The 19,879-nt window shown below is 67.6% G+C and carries 21 protein-coding genes and 1 riboswitch; of the genes, 8 read left to right on the forward strand and 13 right to left on the reverse strand.

The genetic code is table 11. The features are described from left to right. The 3 genes from U858_RS0102115 to U858_RS0102125 all read right to left on the reverse strand — a co-directional run bounded on the left by U858_RS0102115 (window position 1) and on the right by U858_RS0102125 (window position 2,593). Entirely contained in the window at window positions 1-1,014 is a 1,014-nt protein-coding gene (locus U858_RS0102115) for a tripartite tricarboxylate transporter substrate binding protein (protein WP_025135544.1), read from the reverse strand. Between the two features lie 90 nt (window positions 1,015-1,104). Then, window positions 1,105-2,280, reverse strand: coding sequence for a UxaA family hydrolase (locus U858_RS0102120; RefSeq protein WP_025135545.1), 1,176 nt, complete (start codon window positions 2,278-2,280; stop codon window positions 1,105-1,107). A gap of 31 nt (window positions 2,281-2,311) precedes the next feature. Further along, on the reverse strand, window positions 2,312-2,593 hold the full coding sequence (locus tag U858_RS0102125) for a UxaA family hydrolase (RefSeq protein WP_025135546.1): 282 nt from the start codon (window positions 2,591-2,593) through the stop codon (window positions 2,312-2,314). A gap of 183 nt (window positions 2,594-2,776) precedes the next feature. Between U858_RS0102125 and U858_RS0102130 the strand changes: the two genes are divergently transcribed. From U858_RS0102130 to U858_RS0102145, 4 genes are all read left to right on the forward strand, one after another. Further along, on the forward strand, window positions 2,777-3,532 hold the full coding sequence (locus tag U858_RS0102130; RefSeq protein ID WP_025135547.1) for a GntR family transcriptional regulator: 756 nt from the start codon (window positions 2,777-2,779) through the stop codon (window positions 3,530-3,532). Window positions 3,533-3,611: 79 nt separating this feature from the next. Continuing rightward, window positions 3,612-3,693, forward strand: a riboswitch (SAM riboswitch). Continuing rightward, entirely contained in the window at window positions 3,683-4,960 is a 1,278-nt protein-coding gene (locus tag U858_RS0102135) for a homoserine O-acetyltransferase (protein WP_025135548.1), read from the forward strand. (Overlaps the previous riboswitch by 11 nt.) Then, window positions 4,957-5,571: a methionine biosynthesis protein MetW gene (gene metW, locus U858_RS0102140; protein ID WP_025135549.1), complete on the forward strand. Its 615-nt coding sequence runs from the start codon at window positions 4,957-4,959 to the stop codon at window positions 5,569-5,571. The genes U858_RS0102135 and metW overlap by 4 nt, the downstream gene beginning before the upstream one ends. 103 nt (window positions 5,572-5,674) lie before the next feature. Next, window positions 5,675-6,922, forward strand: a complete 1,248-nt coding sequence (locus U858_RS0102145) for a muropeptide transporter (protein ID WP_042884187.1) — start codon at window positions 5,675-5,677, stop codon at window positions 6,920-6,922. Between the two features lie 16 nt (window positions 6,923-6,938). Here U858_RS0102145 and U858_RS0102150 read toward each other — a convergent pair whose 3' ends face one another. Then, the gene (locus U858_RS0102150) at window positions 6,939-7,808 is read right to left on the reverse strand and encodes a universal stress protein (protein WP_025135550.1); all 870 of its coding nucleotides are present in this window, start codon (window positions 7,806-7,808) and stop codon (window positions 6,939-6,941) included. A 250-nt stretch (window positions 7,809-8,058) separates the two neighbouring features. Between U858_RS0102150 and U858_RS0102155 the strand changes: the two genes are divergently transcribed. Together U858_RS0102155 and U858_RS0102160 are read left to right on the forward strand one after the other, a co-directional pair. Then, the gene (locus U858_RS0102155) at window positions 8,059-8,697 is read left to right on the forward strand and encodes a trimeric intracellular cation channel family protein (RefSeq protein WP_025135551.1); all 639 of its coding nucleotides are present in this window, start codon (window positions 8,059-8,061) and stop codon (window positions 8,695-8,697) included. A 188-nt stretch (window positions 8,698-8,885) separates the two neighbouring features. Next, on the forward strand, window positions 8,886-9,587 hold the full coding sequence (locus U858_RS0102160) for a GntR family transcriptional regulator (RefSeq protein WP_025135552.1): 702 nt from the start codon (window positions 8,886-8,888) through the stop codon (window positions 9,585-9,587). Between the two features lie 26 nt (window positions 9,588-9,613). On the opposite strand, the gene U858_RS0102165 is transcribed toward U858_RS0102160, so the two are convergent. The 4 genes from U858_RS0102165 to U858_RS0102180 are packed head-to-tail and all read right to left on the reverse strand — an operon-like array spanning window position 9,614 to window position 12,568. Continuing rightward, window positions 9,614-10,381 (reverse strand): LamB/YcsF family protein, encoded by a 768-nt coding sequence (locus U858_RS0102165; RefSeq protein WP_025135553.1) that lies wholly within the window; start codon window positions 10,379-10,381, stop codon window positions 9,614-9,616. 1 nt (window position 10,382) lies between these two features. Then, window positions 10,383-11,381, reverse strand: a complete 999-nt coding sequence (locus U858_RS0102170) for a biotin-dependent carboxyltransferase family protein (protein WP_025135554.1) — start codon at window positions 11,379-11,381, stop codon at window positions 10,383-10,385. Further along, complete coding sequence (gene pxpB, locus U858_RS0102175; RefSeq protein WP_025135555.1) at window positions 11,378-12,112, reverse strand: 5-oxoprolinase subunit PxpB; 735 nt, start codon at window positions 12,110-12,112, stop codon at window positions 11,378-11,380. Before pxpB ends, U858_RS0102170 begins: the two co-directional genes overlap by 4 nt. A 24-nt stretch (window positions 12,113-12,136) precedes the next feature. Further along, the gene (locus tag U858_RS0102180) at window positions 12,137-12,568 is read right to left on the reverse strand and encodes a VOC family protein (RefSeq protein WP_013391240.1); all 432 of its coding nucleotides are present in this window, start codon (window positions 12,566-12,568) and stop codon (window positions 12,137-12,139) included. 140 nt (window positions 12,569-12,708) lie between these two features. Between U858_RS0102180 and U858_RS0102185 the strand changes: the two genes are divergently transcribed. Together U858_RS0102185 and U858_RS0102195 are read left to right on the forward strand one after the other, a co-directional pair. Next, on the forward strand, window positions 12,709-13,572 hold the full coding sequence (locus tag U858_RS0102185) for a LysR family transcriptional regulator (protein WP_025135556.1): 864 nt from the start codon (window positions 12,709-12,711) through the stop codon (window positions 13,570-13,572). A 14-nt stretch (window positions 13,573-13,586) separates the two neighbouring features. Beyond that, a complete protein-coding gene (locus U858_RS0102195) occupies window positions 13,587-14,177 on the forward strand; it encodes an HD family hydrolase (RefSeq protein WP_025135557.1) in 591 nt (196 codons plus the stop codon). 446 nt (window positions 14,178-14,623) lie between these two features. On the opposite strand, the gene serA is transcribed toward U858_RS0102195, so the two are convergent. From serA to U858_RS0102220, 5 genes are all read right to left on the reverse strand, one after another. Beyond that, complete coding sequence (serA, locus tag U858_RS0102200; protein WP_025135558.1) at window positions 14,624-15,823, reverse strand: phosphoglycerate dehydrogenase; 1,200 nt, start codon at window positions 15,821-15,823, stop codon at window positions 14,624-14,626. 165 nt (window positions 15,824-15,988) lie between these two features. Next, entirely contained in the window at window positions 15,989-16,462 is a 474-nt protein-coding gene (locus U858_RS0102205; RefSeq protein WP_025135559.1) for a DUF411 domain-containing protein, read from the reverse strand. A 25-nt stretch (window positions 16,463-16,487) separates the two neighbouring features. Further along, window positions 16,488-17,489 (reverse strand): copper resistance protein B, encoded by a 1,002-nt coding sequence (locus U858_RS0102210; protein WP_025135560.1) that lies wholly within the window; start codon window positions 17,487-17,489, stop codon window positions 16,488-16,490. Between the two features lie 18 nt (window positions 17,490-17,507). Beyond that, entirely contained in the window at window positions 17,508-19,325 is a 1,818-nt protein-coding gene (locus U858_RS0102215; RefSeq protein WP_042884172.1) for a copper resistance system multicopper oxidase, read from the reverse strand. A gap of 18 nt (window positions 19,326-19,343) precedes the next feature. Then, the gene (locus U858_RS0102220; protein WP_025135562.1) at window positions 19,344-19,838 is read right to left on the reverse strand and encodes a plastocyanin/azurin family copper-binding protein; all 495 of its coding nucleotides are present in this window, start codon (window positions 19,836-19,838) and stop codon (window positions 19,344-19,346) included. Between the last annotated feature and the right edge of the window lie 41 nt (window positions 19,839-19,879).

The raw sequence follows: 19,879 nt of genomic DNA on the forward strand, positions 1-19,879 counted from the left end.
TCAGGCGATCTGGATGTTGGCATCGCGGATGATCTTGGCCCAGCGCTCCACTTCCGACCCCAGGTAGGTGCCGAAGGCTTCGGGCCCGCGCGGTTGCGGCACGAAGCCCAGCTGCAGCAAGGCTTGCTGCATGGCGGGCTGCGACACCTGCTTGACGATGGCCGCGCCGATACGCTGCACCAGTTCGGGCGGCATGCCGGCCGGGCCCATGACGCCGGTGAAGTTTTCCACCACCAGGTCGGGCAGCCCGGCCTGTGCCACGGTGGGCACGTCGGGCAGGTCGGCGCTGCGCTCGCGGGTGGTGATGGCCAGGGCCCGCAGCGAACCGTTCTTCACGTGCGACAGCGACTCGGGGTAATTCGAGAACACCACGTCCAGGTGCCCGCCGATCAGGTCGGTCAGCGAAGGCGCGCCACCCTTGTACGGCACGTGCATCAGCGGCGCGCCGGTCAGCTTCTGGTACAGCGCCAGCGTCAGGTGCGGGGGCGTGCCGTTGCCGCTGGAGCCGGCCGCCAGCGGCTTGGCGGCCGCCGCGCGGGCCAGGTCGTCCATGGTCTTGATGGGGCTCTTGGCATTGACCACCACCATGATGGGCGACGAGGCCAGCCCGGCCAGCGGCGTCAGGTCGCGTGTCAGGTCGTAGCCGGCCTTGCCGGCGAACAGCGTGGCGTTGGCGGCGTGCGACAGGGTGATCGCCAGCCAGGTATAGCCGTCCGGCGCGGCGTGCGACACGTGGGCCGCGCCGATGTTGGCGCTGCCGCCGGGCTTGTTTTCCACCACCACGTTCCAGCGCTCGGCATCGCCCAGCGCCTTGCCGACCTGGCGCGCGGCCACGTCGGTCAGACCGCCGGGCGGGAAGGGCACGACGTAGTTGATGGGGCGCTCCGGCCAGGCGCGCTTTTGCGCCAGCGCCTGTTGCCAGGGCGTCAGCGCACAGAGACCGGCGGCGCCCAGGGCGCCCAGCACGCGCCGGCGCTGCGCGCCGTCGATCGGGGGGGATTGCTCGCGATTCATCTGTCTTCCTCCTTGGGGGTGGCGCCCGGGTAGGAATGCATACGCCTGTGCTGCCGTGGCGGCTTGCGCCCGGGTCTGCGTGTTTTTTTGTCAGGCGCTTTCGAAGATGCGGGTCAGCACGAATTCGCGGTGGCCCAGCGCCTCGGCCGCGGTCCAGCGGCCATTGGCGGTGGCCAGCATGCATTCCAGCAGCTTGTCGCCGGCCTGGTTCAGATCGATCTCGCGCTGCAGCAACGCGCTGGTGTCCACGTCCACGTGTTCCGACATGGTGCGCACGGTGCGCGGGTTGGCGCAGATCTTGATGACCGGCAGGATGGGGTTGCCGATGACGTTGCCCTGGCCGGTAGGAAAGAAGTGCACCGCATAGCCGGAGGCCGCGCACAGCGTCACCATTTCGGCCGCGGCCGACGACGAATCCATGAACCACAGGCCCGGCCCGTCGGGAATCTCGGCCTTGTCGATCACGCCGTCCACGCGGCAATGCTTGCCGATCTTCTGGATGTTGCCCAGCGCCTTTTCCTCGATGGTGGTCAGGCCGCCGGCGATGTTGCCCTTGGTAGGTTGGGATTCGGACAGGTCGCTGGTCTTCCAGCGGTCGATCATGGCCTGGTAGCGGTTGAACATGAACATGAAGCGTTCGCGCACGGCATCGTTGGCGCAGCGCTCGGCCACGATGTGTTCGCCGCCCGTCAGTTCCGAGGTTTCGCCGAACACCAGGGTCGAGCCCAGCGCATACAGCTTGTCGAAGGCATTGCCCACCGTGGGGTTGGCGCCGCAGCCGGACGTGGTGTCGGACTCGCCGCACTTGGTCGACACCCACAGGTCCGAGATCGGACACGTGCTGCGCGTGAGCGCCGTGGCGTAGTGCACGAATTCCTTGGCGCAGCGCGAGGCGCGCATGATGGTGTCGTGGTCGCCATGCAGTTCGATGCTGAAGCCCATGACCGGCTTGCCGGTGGCGGCAATGCCGTCGACCACGCGCTTGGTCCAGCCTTCTTCGATGCCGATCACCACCACCGCGGCCACGTTGGGATTGCAGCCGGTGCCGATCAGGGTGCGAAAGTGCAGCTCCAGGTCTTCGCCGAATTGCAGCCGGCCATAGGGGTGGGGCAACGCCAGCGTGCCCTTGATGTTGTGGGCGACGGCCTCGGCCGCGGCGTTGGAAATATCGTCCACGGGCAGCACGATGACGTGGTTGCGCACGCCGACCCGGCCGTTGTCGCGGCGGTAACCCTGGAAGGTGGTCTGAGCATTGATGACGGACATGATTTTTTCCTCTTGGGGGGCGGGGGGACGCTTACCAGCGCTTGGTCTTGATGTTGTGCACGTGGGCGTGCTGGCCGGCCTTGATCGGCGCCACGACGCGGCCGATGTCCACGCCGTACTTGAAGACCGTGTCGCCCTCGGCCATGTCTTTCATCGCGACCTTGTGGCCGATGGGAATGTCCTGCGAGGCCCGCACATGGATGATCTTGTCCTCGTCCATGATCCAGGCGTTCAGTTCCGTTCCGGCGGTCAGGCCTTCCACCACGGCGACCGCCACCGTGTCCTTGGCATCGTGCAATACGGCATGAATCATCGTCTTCCTCTCTTGGGCTGGGCGTGCGGCCGGGTGCCGCAAGCGCTTCGGGATCACAACGTCCGGCAAATCTTAAGATCGGCTTTTCGGCATGTCAACTAAATCATATATATGAATTGTATGACTTGAGCCGAGCCGTCGTGGACCGCTACACTGGAGGTCCCTGATTTTTGCGATGCACCCATGAACACCAGCCTGTCATCGACTGTGCCTTTGGGCAGTCCCTTGTACGAGCAGGTCAAGCAAGCCGTGCTTGCCGCGCTGGCGCAAGGCGAATGGAAGCAGGGCGAGGCGATCCCCCCGGAAAAGAACCTGGCAGAACGCTTTGGCGTGTCGATCGGCACGCTGCGCAAGGCCATCGACGAACTGGCCGCGGAAAACATCCTGGTGCGCCATCAGGGCCGGGGCACCTATGTGGCGGTGCACACGCGCAACCACCACTTCTTCAAGTTCTTCCGCATCCTGCGCCAGGACGGCAACAAGTCGTACCCCACGACCGAGCTGCTGCGGTTCCGCCGCGTCAAGGCATCGGCCGCGGCGCGCGAGAAGCTGGGCCTGCCTGCCGGCGCCTATGTGTTCGAGTTCCTGAACATGCTGTCGTTGAACGGCGACGTGGTCATGATCGACGACATCTGCCTGCCCGAATCGCGCTTTCCCGGCATGACCGAGGCGCACCTGCGCGAGCGCGCCAGCACCTTGTACGCGCTGTACCAGGACGTATTCGGCGTCAACGTCATCGCCACCGACGAGCGCCTGCGCACCTGCCTGGCCGACCGCGCCCATGCGCGCTGGCTGGGCGTGGCCGAGGGCGCGCCCCTGCTCGAGATCCGCCGCGTGGCGTTTTCGTACAACCGCCAGCCGGTGGAATGGCGCATCTCGCGCGTGAACACCGAGCATTACGAATACCTGGGCCACGAACCCTGGGAGGCCGGCGCCTGACCGGTTGCCCGCTGCTGCGCGGCGTGGGTGGGGCTTGCGGCCCCCACCGCAAGCAGTGCTAGAATTCTTGCCGCACTATCCTAATTTCGGCGCCGATTTGCCTGATCCGCTTGCGGGCGCCTTCCAATAAATCCAGCTAAAGAGGTCCGTATGACCACTCCTGCCCAACATTTGGCCGGTGATTCGGCCAGCGCCGCGCTTGCAGGCTCGCCTGCCACCGTCGCACCCGTCACTCAGTCCGACGCCGTTGATCCCGGTTCCGTCGGTCTGGTCGCACCCGTCTATCTTCGTTTCGACGAACCGCTGTCGTTGCTCAGCGGACAGTCGCTGGCCGCCTACGAACTGGCGGTCGAGACCTACGGCACTCTGAACGCCCAGCGCACCAACGCGGTGCTGATCTGCCACGCCCTGAACGCCTCGCACCACGTGGCGGGCCAGGCGGCCGACACACCCAGCGACGTGGGCTGGTGGGACAACATGGTGGGCCCCGGCAAGCCGGTGGATACCAACCTGTTCTTCGTCATCGGCGTGAACAACCTGGGTTCGTGCTTTGGTTCGACCGGCCCGGCCAGCATCAACCCCGAGACCGGCAAGCCCTGGGGCGCCGCGTTCCCGGTGCTGACGGTGGAAGACTGGGTGCAGGCGCAGGCCCGCGTCGCCGACCACTTCGGCATCGAGCGCTTTGCCGCCGTGATGGGCGGTTCGCTGGGCGGCATGCAGGCCCTGAGCTGGGCCATCACCTTGCCCGAGCGCGTGGCCAATTGCGTGGTCATCGCCAGCACGCCGCGCCTGTCGGCGCAGAACATCGGCTTTAACGAGGTGGCGCGCCGCGCCATCATCACCGACCCGGATTTCCACGGCGGCGACTACTACGCGCAAGACACCGTGCCGCGCCGCGGCCTGTCGGTGGCGCGCATGATCGGCCATATCACCTACCTGTCCGACGACGACATGGCCGAGAAATTCGGCCGTGCCCAGCGCGAGCCGGCGGCGGACGGTGCGTACCACTATGGCTACGGCGTCGAGTTCGAGGTCGAGTCGTACCTGCGCTACCAGGGCGAGAAATTCACCCGCTATTTCGACGCCAACACCTACCTGCTGATCACCCGCGCGCTGGATTACTTCGATCCGGCCCGCAAGACCGGCGGCGACCTGGCGCGCGCGCTGGCGCCGGCCAAGGCCGACTTCCTGCTGGTGTCGTTCAGCACCGACTGGCGCTTCCCGCCGGAACGTTCGCGCGAGATCGTGCGGGCCCTGCTCAAGAACGCCAGCCCCGTCACCTACGCCGAGATCGACGCGCCGCACGGGCACGACGCCTTCCTGCTGGACGACGCGCGCTACCATGCCGTGGTTCGCGGCTATTACGAGCGCATCGCCCGTGAACTGGGCCTGGTCGACGCCGCTCAGATCGAAGGATCCTACGCATGAACCCTGTCACTCCCCGGCCTGCCGTGGCCACGCTGCGGCCCGACCTGGCGCGCATCGCCAGCTGGATCGAGCCCGGCAGCCGCGTACTGGACCTGGGCTGCGGCGACGGCGCGCTGCTGGCGCACCTGCGCGACCACCGCCAGGTGCGCGGCGCGGGCGTGGAACTGGACGACACCTGCGTCATCGCCTGCGTGAAACGCGGCGTGGAAGTGATCCAGCAGAACCTGGAAGACGGGCTGGCGCTGTTCGACGACAAGCAGTTCGATACCGTGGTGCTGTCGCAGACGTTGCAGTCCATGCACCGCACCGAGCACATCCTGCGCGAAATGGCCCGGGTGGCGCGCCACGGCGTGGTGTCGTTTCCCAATTTCGGCTACTGGCCGCACGGCTGGATGATCCTGCGCGGCCGCATGCCGGTGACCGGCCAGATGCCTTACCAGTGGTACAACACGCCCAACATCCACCTGTGCACGCTGCGCGACTTCGAACAGCTGGCCGGTGAACTGGGCCTGCGCATCCTGGAACGCGCCACCTTCAACGAAGGGCGCGAGATCAAGGCGTTTCCCAGCTGGCGCAGCACCCTGGCGGTGTACCGCTTCGCCTCTCCCTGACTTTCTGCAACGGCGGCTGACGGCCCGGGCGATCCGCGCCTAAAATGCCGCAAGCCCGTGGCGCACGCCTGTGCGCCGCGCCGGCCCGTTCCAGGAGACCGTCATTACCGCTGTATCCAACGTCTACACCAGCCCCCGCGTCGCACCCCTGCTGGTCCTGGGGTTTGCCAGCGGATTGCCGCTGGCCCTGACCAGCGGCACCTTGCAGGCCTGGGCTACTGTGGCCGGCGTGCCGTTGCAGCAGATCGGTTTCCTCACCCTGGTAGGCACCGCCTACACCCTGAAATTCCTGTGGGCCCCGCTGGTCGACCGCTACGTGCCGCCGCTGCTGGGCCGGCGCCGCGGCTGGATGCTGGTCACGCAAGTCCTGCTGGCCCTGGCCATCATGGTGATGGGCACGCTGTCGCCGTCGTCGGCCTTGCAGACGCTGGCGCTGCTGGCGGTGCTGGTGGCTTTCCTGTCCGCCACCCAGGACATCGCTTTCGACGCCTATTGCACCGACGTGCTGCGCAAGGAAGAGCGCGGCGCGGGCGCGGCCATCAAGGTCATGGGCTACCGCCTGGCCATGATCGTCTCGGGCGGGTTGGCGCTGATCATGGCCGACCAATGGATCGGCTGGGGCAATACCTATGTGGTGATGGGCGGCCTGATGCTGCTGTGCGCGCTGGCCACGTTGTGGGCGCCCGAACCGGAACGCGTGGCCGTGGCCCCGCGCAGCCTGGGCGAAGCCGTGGCGGCGCCATTGCAGGAATTCTTCACCCGCCGCGGCGCCTTGCTGGTGCTGCTGCTGATCGTGCTGTACAAGCTGGGCGACGCCTTTGCCGGCGCGCTGTCCACCACCTTCCTGATCCGCGGCGCGGGCTATACGCCCACCGAGGTCGGTGCGGTCAACAAGGTCATGGGCATGGCCGCCACCATCGTCGGCGCGCTGGCCGGCGGTTTCATCATGTCGCGCTGGACGCTGTACCGGTCGCTGATGGTGTTCGGCCTGCTGCAAGCGGTGTCCAACCTGGGCTATTGGCTCATTGCCGTCAGCCCCAAGAGCATCTGGCTGATGGCCAGCGCCGTCGGCCTTGAAAACCTGTGCGGCGGGCTGGGCACGGCCTCGTTCGTGGGCCTGCTGATGGCCCTGTGCCGCCAGCGTTTTTCGGCCACGCAGTTCGCGCTCTTGTCGGCGCTGTCGGCCGTGGGCCGCACCTACCTGGCCGGACCGCTGACGCCGCCCCTGGTCGAACACCTGGGCTGGCCGGGGTTCTTCCTGGTGACGGTCGTCATTGCGTTGCCCGGCCTGGTGCTGCTGCGCATGCTGCGCAGCCGCATCGAGGCCATGATCCAGAACGGGGACACCTGAGCCCCCGCGCGGCGGGCTATTGCTCGCCGGTCAGCCGCACGATCAGCACGTCGCTGGGCAGGGCTTCCAGCAGCCGTTCGGCGACGCTGCCGATGGCGGTGCGCAAGAGGCCGGTGCGGCCATGGGTGCCCGTCACCACCAGGTCAGACCGATGGTTGAACGAGTATTCCGACAGCACGGTTTCCGGCTGGCCGCATTCCAGCACCACTTTGGGCGCCGCCACGTCCGCCAGTTCTGCCGTTTCTGCGATGAACTCGCGCGCGCTTTGCTCGGCCGCCTTGTAGAAGCTGCGCGTCACGGCGTCGTCCGGCACATTCTTGCCCTGGAACGGCACGTCGTAGGCGTGGAACAGCGTCAGGCTGGCGTCGGGCACCAGGTGCAGCGCGGCGCGCAGGGCCTGGCGCGAGCCCGGCGAAAAGTCGGTGGCGACCAGCACGTCGTGGTAGGGCTTGCGCGGCCGGGTCTTGACCACCAGCACCGGCTGGCGGGCCTGGCGCGCCAGCTTTTCCACCGTGGTGCCCAAGAGCAGCCGGCCCAGCGTTTCGTCGCGGGCAATGCCGGTGACGATCAGCGAGCAGCCGAAGCTGTCGGCGGTTTCCATGATGCGCACCAGCGGATCGCCGGTGGCCACCACGACCTCGGTGGGAATCCCGGCGTCGGCCAGGTCTTCGGCCAGCTCGCGCTCGGCCAGGGCCTTGTGGTCGGTCGACAGCCGGCGCCAGACCGGCGTGGTCAGGCGCGCCGGCACGGAATGGGTTTCCATGACGTGCAGCACGACCAGCTTGGTATTGCGTTCCTTGGCCAGTTGCAGCGCGCGGTCCAGTGCGCGGTCGCCCCGCGCGCTCAGGTCCGTGGCCAGAAGGATGGGGCCTGGTTGTTCAGACATACGTTTCTCCCGAGGTAGGACCGGGCCGGTGGCTCCCGCCAGCCTCCGTCCGGCCGATGGCGCCCTTGGCGGGCATACCCCATTGTCCGGCCGCGGCGCGTACAGGGGCTTGACCGATATCAACGTGCTTTCAGCGTAAGGGATGGCGGGGGCCGGCGGCAACGCCATTGCGCGGTGTCAATACAATAGGGGCCTGCCGCCCGCCGTGGGGTCCGACCCCGGTGGCGCCTTTTTCACGCTTGCCCGATCCATGTTCCCCGATCTTTCCCCCACCCTGCTGCATACGCTCTACCTGGTCGCCATCGTGGCCGAAGCCATGACCGCGGCGCTCTCGGCCGGCCGGCGCGACATGGACTGGATGGGCGTGTGCATCATCGCCTGCGTCACCGCGCTGGGCGGCGGCTCGCTGCGCGATGTGCTGCTGGGCCATTACCCGCTGACCTGGGTGGTGCATCCGGAATACCTGTGGATGACGGCGGGTGCGGCGCTGCTCACGGCCCTGATCGCACCGATCATGCGGCGGTTGCGCAGCCTGTTCCTGCTGGCCGATGCCCTGGGCCTGGTGGCCTTCACCGTGATCGGCTGCCAGGTGGCGCAACTGATGCAGCTGCCGATCACGGTGGTGCTGATCAGCGGCATGATCACCGGCTGCGCCGGCGGCGTGCTGCGCGACGTGCTCTGCAACGAGGTGCCGCTGCTGTTCCGCAAGGAACTCTACGCCAGCGTGTCGGTGGTGACCGGGGCGCTGTACCTGGGCAGCCAGGCGCTGGGGCTGTCCGCCAACGCCGCCGTGCCCATCGCCCTGGCCGCCGGCCTGGCCTTGCGCCTGCTGGCCCTGCGCTTCAACTGGCAGATGCCCAAGTTCGTCTACCGCGACGATTGGGATTGACGCGCTCAGGCGACGTCTGCTGGCCTGGCGCTTGACTCGCCAGTTGCCACAGTTCACCTGCCGTGCCCATGGCCATCAACGGGTTCCCGCACGAACTGCTGCAACAATTTTCTTATTTGTGTTTCAATAAATTTCTAGTATCTTCTCGGTGTCGCAATACTTGCATCACGCAGTACAAGGGGAGCCGATTGGACGTCAAAGCGCCCGCCACGATTCCGTATTTCCTACAGGAACAGATTCGTGAGTTGATAGTGGATGGCACTATCAGGCCCGGGCAGCCGTTGCGGGAACAGGAACTGGAGCAGCGTTTCGGCACCAGCCGCAGTCCCATCCGGGAAGCGCTGCGGTTGCTGGAATTGAGCGGCCTGGTGACGCATGTCCAACGCAAAGGTTTCAGGGCCACCCTGTATTCGGAAACCCAGATCCGCCACCTGTACAAGCTGCGCGCGGAGCTGGAGGCCTACTGTATCCGTCAGGTCGCCGAGATGGACGACGTGTCGCCGCTGGTGGCTGAACTGCGCACCTACGACGATGCCATCGCCGCGGCCATGGCCAAGCGCGACGTGCGCGCCTACATCGCGGCGCTGCGCGAGTTCTACCTGGCCGGCGCCCGCTTCACGGGCAACGCGCCGCTGGTGGGCGTGCTGACCAAGCTGTACGAGCAGGTCGAGCCGCTGCGCTATCTGCTGGCCAAAGAGACGATGGACTCGAACAACCTGCAGACCTACACCCAGGGCATCACGCAGGCCATGGCCAGCCGCGATTTCGACCGCGCGGCCGAACTGACGCGCAGCTACGTGCTGGATGTGCTGCCGGGCATTTTGCGGGCCTATCACGAGGCCTCGCTGCAGGACGCCGAAGAGCCGGCGCCGCGTTTCGGCCGCGGCTAACGCGGCCTCTCTCACCCAGACCGTCTCTATCGCGCCTGCGGCGTGCGCACCGCGATGCCTGCCTGTTGCAGCGCGTCGCGGATGGCGCGTGCGAACACCAGCGCGTTGGGCTGGTCGCCGTGGATACAGAGCGTGTCGGCCTGCACCGGCACGTCCTTGCCGTCGACCGAGCGCACCAGGCCTTCGCGGGCCATGCGCAGCACCTGCGCAACCGCCTGGTTCACGTCTTCGATCATGGCGCCTGCGCGGGTGCGCGGGGTGAGCGAGCCGTCGTCCTGGTAGGACCGGTCGGCGAAGACTTCGCTGGCCGCGGCCAGGCCGATGTCGCGGGCGGCATCGATCAGCTTGCTGCCCGCCAGGCCGTACAGCACCAGCGAAGCATCCACGTCTTTCACGGCCTGGCAGATGGCGCGCGCCAGGCCGGCGTCTTTCGCGGCCATGTTGTACAGCGCGCCATGCGCCTTGACGTGATGCAGCCGCGCGCCCTGCGAGGCGGCCACGCCGGCCAGCGCGCCGATCTGGTAGACGACGATGTCGTAGGCTTCTTCGGGCGTGGTGGGGATGGCGCGGCGGCCGAAGCCGGCCAGGTCCTGCAGGCTGGGGTGCGCGCCCAGCGCCACGCCCTGGGCCAGCGCGGCGGCCACGGTCTTGCGCAGGGTGGCGGGGTCGCCGCCATGGAAGCCGCAGGCGATGTTGGCCGAGCTGACGAACGCCAGCACCGCGGCATCGTTGCCCATGGTCCAGGCGCCGTAGCTTTCGCCCATGTCGCAGTTCAGGTCGATGCTTTGGCTCATGTCAGTGTCCTTGTGTCAGCAATGCGCGCAGCGGCGCCAGCGTGTCCAGCAATTGGGTAAAGGCGCGTTCGCGCTCGCCATCCAGGCGCTGGGCCTCGTCCAGGTCGATGCGCGCAAAGCGCAGCGTGCGTCCCGGCGCGTATTGGGCCAGCAGCGGCAGGTCGACGGTGGCGATCTGCGCAATCTTGGGGTAGCCGCCGGTGGTCTGGCGGTCGGCCATGAGGATGATGGCTTCGCCGCCGGACGGCACCTGCACGGTACCGAAGCAGGCGGCTTCCGACAGCATCTGGCGCGGCCGGCTCATGGATAGCGCCGGGCCCTGCAGGCGGTAGCCCATGCGGTCCGATTGCGGACTGATGCGAAATTCCGAGCCGCCGAAGGCATGGCGGGTGGCTTCGGAAAATTCTTCCCATTGCAGGCCGGGCAGGAAGCGGATGGCGTCGCGTTGCTTGTGGCCCAGCGCGCCGGGCAGGTAGATGCGGAGGTCCCACAGCGCTTTCTGCAGGGCGTCCAGATCGGCATGGCCCAGCGCCTGGCGCAGGCCGACCTGGTCGCCCTTGGCCAGCGCGCGGCCTTCGAAACCGCCGAAGCCGCTGCGCAGGTAGGTGGTTTCGCTGCCCATCACGGCCGGCAGCGCAAAACCGCCATGCACCGCCAGGTAGCCGCGCACGCCGTTGGCGGGCCGGGCGCCGAACGCCAGCGTGTCGCCGGCGCGTGCCACCAGCGGGCGATGCAGGGGGATGTCCTGGCCGTTGAGCGTGGCGCCCAGGTCGGCGCCCGCGAGAGCGAAGCAGGCCGGCGCATCGAAGCGCAGCGTGGGGCCGGTCAGGGTCATTTCGAGCGTGGCCGGGTCGCCGGTGTTGCCGGCCAGTGCATTGGCCAGGCGGTGGGCGCGTTCGTCCATGGCGCCGGCAGCGGGAATGCCCTGGTGCTGGTAGCCGTCGCGGCCGCGGTTCTGGAAACTGGACAGCATGCCCGGCTTGATGACGGTGATGCTCACGGCCGGGCCTCGCGCAGACGGTCGAATTCTTCAGGGGTGATGGGCACGAAGCGGACCGAGTCGCCGGGTTGCAGCAGCGCAGCGGGTTCGCGCGCGGGGTCGAACATGGTCAGCGGCGTGGTGCCGATGATGTGCCAGCCGCCGGGCAGGCGGTTGGGGTAGATGACGGTCTGGCGGTTGGCGATGGCCACGGCGCCAGGGGGCACGGCGGTGCGCGGCGAGGCGCGCCGCGGCAGGTTCAGTTTTTCGTCGTGTACGCCCAGGTAGGCATGGCCGGGCGCAAAGCCCAGCATGAACACCATGCTGCGCGGCCCGCTGTGCAGCGCGATGACCTCGTCGGGCGCCAGGCCAGCGGCGGTGGCCACCTCGAGCAGGTCGGGGCCATGTTCGCCGCCGTAGCAGACAGGCACGTCGACGTCGCGGCCGCCGGCGGCGTCGGCGGCAATGCCTTCGGCCAGCAGGGTTTCAATGCGGTCGGCCAGGCTGGCGTAGGTGGGGCCGTTGCCCAGGCCGTCGGGCCGGTAGTGGACTGCCACCGCCACGAACGAGGGCACGACGTCGGTCACGCCCGGCAGGCCGGCATCGCGCAGCTTGCGCGCCGCGGCCAGACAGGTGCGTCCGACAGCGGCGTCGATCTGGTCGCCGAACGAGACGATCAGGCAGCGGTCACCCTGGGGCTGGATGCGCCAGGGGGTTTCGGCCGAAGAAGGTGGGTCTGATATTGCGTTCAACGGCACGAAACCTGTAGAGACGGATTACTTGGCGAACAACGAATCCATGTTCTTGAACGCCTTGAATTCCAGCGCATTGCCCGACGGATCCAGGAAGAACATGGTGGCCTGTTCGCCGACTTCGCCCTTGAAGCGGATGTAGGGCTCGATGACGAACTCGGTGCCGGCATCGGTCAGGCGCTTGGCCATGGCTTCCCATTGTTCCATGGAAAGCACGGCGCCGAAATGGCGCACGGGCACATTATGCGAATCGACGGCGCTGGTGGCCTTGTGGCCGCACTCGCTGGGGGCCAGGTGGGCGACGATCTGGTGGCCGTAGAAGTTGAAGTCGATCCATTCGGGCGAGCTGCGGCCCTCGGGACAGCCCAGCTTTTCGCCGTAGAAGGCGCGGGCTTCGGCCAGGTCGCGGACCGGGAAGGCCAGGTGGAACGGCGGCAAGTTGGTTTGAGCGGTCATGAAAAGCTCCGGATAAGGCGGAAAAGGTAAATCAGAATGCGGACCGTCACCATCGGGTCGTGTCCTGATTGCTAGTTTATGAATTGTTTTTTTGATTGAAAAACGATATTTTTTGTGTCTTAGCATCGAAAATATTGATCGTGATCAAAGAATTCAAGACCTTCATCGCCGTGGCGCGGGACGGCACCTTCACGGGGGCAGGCGCCCAGCTGGGCCTGACCCAGTCGGCCGTCAGCGCGCAGATCAAGCGCCTGGAGGAATACCTGGGCGTGGCGCTGTTCGACCGCGGCGCCCGCGCGGCGACGCTGAACGCGCACGGGCGCGAGATGCTGCCGCAGGCCGAGGAACTGGTGGCCATGGCCGAGCGCATGGCCACGGCGGGCGCGGGCCACGTCAGCGGGTCGCTGCGCATCGGCGCCATTGCGTCGGTGCAGCAGGACCTGCTGGTGCGGGCGCTGGGGGAGTTCCGCGCGGGCTATCCGGACGTGCGGGTGCGCATCGTGCCGGGGGTGTCGCTGTCGCTTTTGGGGCAGGTGGACGCGGGCGAGGTCGACATGGCGCTGCTGATTCGCCCGCCATTCGCGCTACCGCCCGAGCTGGGCTGGCAGCCGCTGCTGCGCGAAGAGGTGGTGCTGGCCATGCCGGAATCGATGCCGCTGGCGCCGTGGCGCGAGCTGCTGGCCACGCAGCCGTTCATTCGCTACGACCGGGCGTCGTTCGGCGGGCGGGTGGTGGATCTGTTCCTGAAGAAGCAGCGCATCACGGTGCACGAGGCGGTGGAGCTCGATGAAATCGAAGCGATCGCCAATATGGTGCGGCACGGGCTGGGGGTGGGGTTGTTGCCGCGGCTGCGAGGCTTGAACCTGGACGGGTTGCGGCTGCTGTCGCTGGGCGAGGCGGCGTTCCATCGGGAAATCGGCATCATCGGGCGCTTGCCGTTCGATGCGGGCAGCGTCGGGGGCAAAATGGCGGAATGCCTGGGGCGGGCCGCGGCCGCGCCTTGAATGAGGAGAAGGGGATGGAATTGTCGGCGTTGGAGAAGCAACTGGGCTTTCTGCGGGAAATTGACCGGCTGAAATCGGTAGTGCGGCAGTCGCCGCTGCTGGACACGAGCCGCAAGGAAAATTCGGCGGAACATTCGTGGCATCTGGCGATGTATGCGCTGGTGCTGAGCGAGTACGCCTGTGGCCCGGTGGATACGGGGCGGGTGATGCGGATGCTGCTGCTGCACGACGTGGTGGAGATCGACGTGGGTGATTTTCCGATCCACGGCGGCTCGTCGGCGCAGGTGCAGGCGGAGCAGGAGGACGCGGCGGCGGTGCGGTTGTTCGGGTTGTTGCCGGGGGCGCAGGGGGATGAGTTCCTGGCGTTGTGGCGGGAGTTCGAGCAGGCCGAGTCGGAAGATGCGAAGTTCGCGAAGGCGTTGGATCGGTTTCAGCCGCTGCTGATCAATGTGTTTACCGGTGGGGGCACTTGGACGGAGAACGGAGTGTCGATGGAGCAGGTGCTGGCGCGCTATGGGCCGGTGATTGAACGCGGTGCGCCCGCATTGTGGGCCGTGTGCGAGAAATGGGTAGCGGCGCATTTTGTTGGGCAGGCGGGGGGGTGATCGTCCGTAGTGCTCGCGGCTGTTGGGTGGCCGTGGCTTCGTAGGTCGCCTGGGGCGGGCGGCGCACAGGGGACGCGCGCCAACGATTGCGGTCCGGAGCCTTCGCTCCGGACTACCCTCTCGTCATCTTCGTTGTCGCCTTCGGCGCCTGCCTTCAGATTCCCTCGGGCGCATCGACGGCGCGCGTCCCCTGTGCGCCGCCCACCCCAGGCTACGGCGTGCGAGGTTTGGGGCGCTGTTGCGTTCGAGGCTGGCCAAGCGTGTGCGGGGCCGCCGATTTCCAGGCCGCGCGGACGGCCGGAATCGGCATTGGCGCCTGTGGGGCGTCGTGGCGGTGCTGGGTTGCTGGCGGGTGGTGGAGGCGCGCCACGGAGGAGGGCGGGATTGAAAAAAGAGGGGACCGTTTTTCGGTCCCCTCTTTTTTCTTGCCTTGCCGGTTGCGCGCTTTACAGCCGGTCGCAGCGGACCGTGATGGGGTGGTCGCGCAGCGTGGTCATGACGAGGTCGTCGACGTGGCCTTCGACGTCGGTGATGACGTAGCCGATCTGGCCCTTGGTCTGCAGGGTCTGGCTGACGATGTTCAGGCCGTGTTGGGCCATCAGGTTGTCCAGCGTGCCCAGGGCGCCGGGGGCGTTGCGGTGTACGTGCAGGATGCGGGTGGCGCCGGCCTGTTCCAGGAAGGGCAGTTCGGGGAAGTTGACGGCGCCCTTGGTGGTGCCGGCCTGCAGGAAGCGCACGAGCTTTTCGGCGACTTCGCGGCCGATGTTCTCTTGGGATTCTTGCGTGCTGCCGCCGATGTGCGGGGTGAGGATGACGTTGGGCAGGCCGATCAGGGGGCTGGCCAGGGGCTCGTCGGCGCTCTTGGGTTCGGTGGGGAAGACGTCGAGCGCGGCGCCGGCCAGGTGGCCGGATTTCAGGGCGGCGTGCAGGGCGTTGATGTCGACGACGGTGCCGCGCGAGGCGTTGATGAGGATGGCGCCGCGGCGCATGCGGGCCAGCGCGTCGGCGTCGATGATGTTTTCGGTGGACTTGCCGCCGGGCACGTGCAGGGTGACGACGTCGGCTTGTTCGAGCAGGTCGTTGAGCGAACCGGCCGGACGGGCGTTGCCCAGGGGTAGTTTGGCTTCGACGTCGTGGTAGATGACGCGCATGCCCAGGCTTTCGGCCAGGGTGCTGATCTGCGAGCCGATGTTGCCGTAGCCGACGATGCCCAGGGTCTTGCCGCGGGTCTCGAAAGCGCCGGAGGCGCTCTTGTCCCAGTGGCCCAGGTGCACGCGGGCGTTCTTTTCGGGAATGCGGCGCAGCAGCAGGATGGCTTCGCCCAGCACGAGCTCGGCGACCGAGCGGGTGTTGGAGAAGGGGGCGTTGAACACCGGGATGCCGCGTTGCATGGCGGTGTCGAGGTCGACCTGGTTGGTGCCGATGCAGAAGCAGCCGACGACGCGCAGGTCGGGGTTGCCGGACAGCAGGGCGGCGTCCAGGTGGGTGCGAGAACGAATGCCGGCGACGTGGGCGCCGCGCAGGGCGTCGTGCATCTGCGCGGGCGGCAGGGCCGCGGCGTGCGAGACGATGTCGGTGTAGCCGGCGGTTTCGAAGACGGCGCGGGCGCTCGGATGGATGTTCTCGAACAGGACGATTTTTGCCATGACTGCCAGGGGTCGGGTGGGGAAATGCGTTTTATTTATTGTGGCGCATTTTTGCTGCAGTGCAAGGAGTAGCCATTGGCGCGGTGTGGATGAATTGTTTCAAGGGCCGCGCCGGGGCGGCTTTCAGCGCGCCGGTCCGGGGTGGGACCGGCGGACGTGTTGCCATCAACGATACGCCTGGAAGACCTTGGCGCCACCGCGTTTGTCCACCAGCAGGACGTCGTGTGGGGTCTTGCGGCCGCCGTATTCGGGGCCGTCCATGCCGGGCGAGCCCAGGGGCATGCCGGGGGCGGCCAGGCCGGCGGCGTCGGGTTTTTCGAGCAGCAGGCGGCGCACGTCGCTGGCGGGCACGTGGCCTTCGATGGCGTAGCCGTCGACCACGGCGGTGTGGCAGGAGCCGTAGTCGGCCATGCCGGCATTGCGGCGCACGGGGCCGGTGTCCTGGACGTCGTGGGTGGTGACCTCGAAGCCGTTGTCGCGCATGTGCTTGACCCAGTCTTCGCAGCAGCCGCAGGTGGGGGTCTTCCAGACCTGGACCTTGGCGGCGGGCTGCGCCAGGGCGAAGGCCGGGGCGTACAGCGGCAGGGACAGGGCGGCGGCCAGGATCAGGCGGCGGGTGGGGGCGAGCGTTTTTTTCATGGGGCTCCGTTGGCGGGCAAGGGGGTCAGAACCAGAAGCGCACGCCGGCCAGCACGGCGGCCTGCGAGCGGCTTTGGCCTGCATCGGACGCGTAGTCCGCGGTGCGGCCGAATTTACGTTCAAAGGATACGCCAACGTAGGGGGCGAATTCGCGCGTGACTTCGTAGCGCAGGCGCAATGACAGCGAACCCTTGGACAGGCCCGAGCCGATGCCGCGTTCGGGGTCGTTGCGGCCGTAGGCGCTGGCTTCGAGTTCGGGCGTGAAGATCAGGCGCTGGGTCAGCAGCAGGTCGTATTCGGCCTTCATGGCCAGCGCGGTGCGGCCGGACGGGCCGGCGTAGGCGGTGGTTTCCAGTTCGATGTTGTAGGGCAGCACGCCTTCGATGCCGACGGCGGCCCAGTTGCGCTTGGGGCCGGTGCCGACGTCGCGCCGGGCGCCCAGCTGCAGGTCCCAGAAGGGCGAGATGGCGTGGCTCCAGAAGGCCTCGACCTTGGCGTCGGAACCGCCGCCGCTTTCGCGTTCGCCTTCGCTCTTGATGACCAGGCGATCGGTGGCGGTGCCGTACCAGAAGCGGCCGTCCCACTCCAATGCGTTCTGGCCGTCGCGATTGCGCGACCCGCCGAATTTGTCGAACAGCAGGTGCCAGGTGGCCGCGTTGTCCATCATGTGCGGATGGATGCCGTAGCTGTCGTAGCCGCGCAGGGCCGCGCCGTCGCTGGACGGCAGGCTGCCGACGGGGGGCGAGTTGTTGGGGGCGGCCGGGTTCATGCCGGGCATCGATGCATGATCCATCGGCGCGGCCGGGCTTGCTGCGCCGTGGTTCATGCCGGGCATGGAGGCATGATCCATCGGTGCCGGGGCAGCCGGGGCCTTGTCGGCAGGGCCGTGGTTCATTCCTGGCATCGATGCATGATCCATTCCGGCATGATCCGGCATGGATTGGGCGCGCGCCGGGTGCGCCGCGAAGCTGGCGAGCAGGGCTGCGGCGAACGCGGCGTGGCGGATGAAGTGAAGGCGGTCGGGCATGGTCGGATGTCTCATCGCCTACTCCACCACCACGGCCCTGAACATGCCGGCTTCCATGTGGTACAGCAGGTGGCAGTGGTAGGCCCAGTGGCCGCGGGCATCGGCGCTGACGCGGTAGGACAGGCGCTGCGCGGGGTTGAGCGACAGGGTGTGCTTGCGCACCTGGAAGGCGCCGTCGGGCGATTCCAGGTCGCTCCACAGGCCGTGCAGATGGATCGGGTGGGTCATCATGGTGTCGTTGACCAGCACGAAGCGCACGCGCTCGCCGTAGCGCAGCAGGATGGGTTTGGCGTCCGAGAATTTCACGCCGTTGAACGACCACATATAGCGTTCCATGTTGCCGGTCAGGTGCAATTCGATTTCGCGGGTGGGCGGGCGGTTGTCGGCGGGTTCGCGCACCGAGCGCAGGTCGGCGTAGGTCAGCACCCGGCGGCCGTTGTCGCGCAGGCCGATGCCGGGGTCGTCCAGGCGGGTGGACACCACGTCGGGCAGCATGGAATTGCCGGGGCCGTGTTCGGTGGGGTAGGGGTGCTTGACCTCGACCATGCCGCCCTGATCGGCGTCGGCCCCGTGGCGGCTGCCATGGTCCATGCCGGGCATGGCGCCGTGGTTCATGCCTGCCATGGCACCAGTGGCCGCGGGCGTTGCGCCATGGCCCATCGCGGCGTGATCCATGCCGGCCATGTCCTGGCCGGGCGACATGTCGTGCTTCATGCCCATGTCCATCATGCCCAGCAACTGCACCCGGTCCACATCCGGCACGGCGGCCTGCATGCCGGGGCGCGGCGCGAGGGTGGCGCGGGCATAGCCGGACCGGTCCATGGCCTGCGAGAAGATCGTGTAGGCGCGGTCTTCGGCCGGTTCGACGATGACGTCGTAGGTCTCGGCCACGGCGATGCGCAGTTCCTCGACCTCCACCGGCCGCACATCTAGGCCGTCGGCCGCCACCACCGTCATCTTCAGGCCCGGAATGCGGACGTCGAAGTAGGTCATGGCCGAGCCGTTGATCAGGCGCAGCCGCACCCGCTCGCCGGGCGTGAACAGGCCGGTCCAGTTGCCGGCGGGCGTGGCGCCATTGGTCAGGTAGGTATAGGTGGCGCCCGAGACGTCGGCCAGGTCCGACGGGTTCATGCGCATCTGTTCCCACATCAGCCGTTCGGACAGCGCGGCGCGCCAGCCCTTGTCCTTTGCTTCGCGCGCCAGGCTTGCGACGCTGGGCTGGTTGCGGTTGTAGTAGTCGGGCATGGCGCGCAGCTTGTCGAAGACGCGCATGGGGTCTTCGTCGGTCCAGTCGGACAGCAGCACGGTGTAGTCGCGGTCCGAGGCGATCGGATCGCGCCGCCGGGGGTCGATGACGATGGCGCCGTACAGGCCGGTCTGTTCCTGGAAGCCCGAATGGCTGTGATACCAGTAGGTGCCGCTTTGGCGCACATCGAAGCGGTAGGTGAAGGTCTGGCCCGGATCGATGCCGGCAAAGCTCAGGCCCGGCACGCCGTCCATGTCGGTGGGCAACAGGATGCCGTGCCAGTGGATCGACGTTTGCTCGCGCAGGCGGTTGGTGACGTGCAGGGTCACCGTGTCGCCTTCGCGCCAGCGCAAGAGCGGCGCGGGCACCTGGCCGTTGACGGTGGTGGCGATGCGGGCGGCGCCGGTGTAGTTCACCGGCGTTTCGCCGATTTCCAGGTGGAATTCGGTGCCGCGCAGTTCGGCGGGGCCGGCGGGCGTGGCTGGCGTGGCGGCCTGGGCCGCGCGCCAGCCGCCCAGGGCGGCCAGCGCGCCGCCGGCGGCCAGGCCCTGCACGAAGCGGCGGCGGGTGGAAAGCAGACGGGAGCTCATGGCGGATCCGGGCGGGCGCTACTGCACCGACACCGCGCCCTTCATGCCGGCGGCGTAGTGGCCGGGTTCCAGGCAGCCGAAGGACACGCTGCCGGCGCGGTCGAATTTCCAGACGATCTGGCCGCTCTTGCCCGCGTCCAGCGACACGGCGTTGGCCTCTTCGTGGCGCATGCCGGGGTCCTGCATCATCATGGTGTAGTGGGCCTGCAGGTCGGCCTCGCTGCCCAGCACCATTTCGTGGCGTATCTTGCCCGAGTTGCGCACATTGAAGCGCACGGTCTCGCCGGCCTTCACCTGCACCTGGGCGGGGGTGAAGCGCATGGCGTCGGTCATGTCGATGTCGATGGTGCGCGTGACGCGGGCGGCGTCGCCGGGCACGCCGATGGGCGTGGACGCCATCGGCATGGCGTGGCCGGCATGCTCGCCATGGGCGCCCGCCGCGAATGCGGAGCCGGCGCCCAGCAGGGCGGCCAGGGCCGCGGCCAGGGTGATGCGGTGCAAAGTGCCTTTCATGCTGTTCCCTTCAAGGGGGTTGACCATGCAGGCACTTTAGG

This window comes from Achromobacter sp. DH1f, from assembly GCF_000633435.1.
GTDB classification, from domain to species: Bacteria; Pseudomonadota; Gammaproteobacteria; order Burkholderiales; family Burkholderiaceae_B; genus Achromobacter; species Achromobacter deleyi.